Below are 949 nucleotides of genomic sequence, written 5' to 3' on the forward strand. Positions count from 1 at the left end.
TATTCATTATAAAGTACGTGAGGATGGCAGAATCCTGAGTCGTGCTGCGTATGTAGTTCCTGGCGTTACAGTGGAGGGATACAAAGATATCCTCAGCATCACAGCAGGCGCAAATGAAACCAGCAAGTTCTGGCTTGGGATGCTTAATGATCTTAAGAACCGCGGAGTAAAAGATGTCCTTTTCTTCTGTGTGGATGGTCTTCCGGGTTTTAAAGAAGCTATTCAGGCAGTTTATCCGCAGGCAGAGATCCAGAGATGTGTGATCCATATGCTACGCAATTCTTTCAAATATGTAAATTATAATGATCTGAAAAAGTTTTCCTCGGATTTCAAAGAAGTGTACAATGCTCCGAACGAAACAGCCGCTTTAACAGAGCTGGAGAACATGAAAGAAAAATGGGGGAAGAAATATCCGTACGCGATCAGTAACTGGGAAAATAATTGGGAAGATGTAAGTTCCTTTTTCCAGTTTTCTAATGATATCAGACGCATTATGTACACGACAAATATCATAGAAGGATTGAACCGCCAGTATCGGAAAGTCACGAAAACGAAAAGCGTATTCCCAAGCGATCCTGCATTGGAAAAGATGCTGTATCTTGCCAGCGAGAACGTAGTCAAAAAGTGGACGCAGAGATACCGGAACTGGGATCAGGTATTGAATCAGCTGATAGTCCTTTACGGAGAACGGCTCACTGCTTATCTGTAAGAGAAAAGAAAAGCAGGAATGGGGAAGCTCTTTTAAGCCCCTCATTCCTGCTCTCTGTCTATTCCTTCGGCATTTATATTATTGCCAGAAATTTCCGATCCTATTCCAGAGGTCGGGTGTGGGCAGAGCCCACAAAAGGCAATGATCATGATGCCTTACTTGTCATGCAAAAAAATCGAAAATGATGTATATAATTTTCCTACATGGCAATACTGTAAGTACAAAGATATATTCGACAGC

General features: G+C 41.9%; 1 protein-coding gene. It reads left to right on the forward strand.

Translation table 11 applies throughout. From position 1 onward, the window contains the following. The coding region (locus tag LJE12_RS19610) for an IS256 family transposase (protein ID WP_227292401.1) at window positions 1–709 on the forward strand (709 nt) is incomplete at its 5' end. Window positions 710–949 lie beyond the last annotated feature (240 nt).

The organism is Blautia sp. DFI.6.71 (assembly GCF_020593585.1).
Lineage (GTDB): Bacteria > Bacillota > Clostridia > Lachnospirales > Lachnospiraceae > Blautia_A > Blautia_A wexlerae.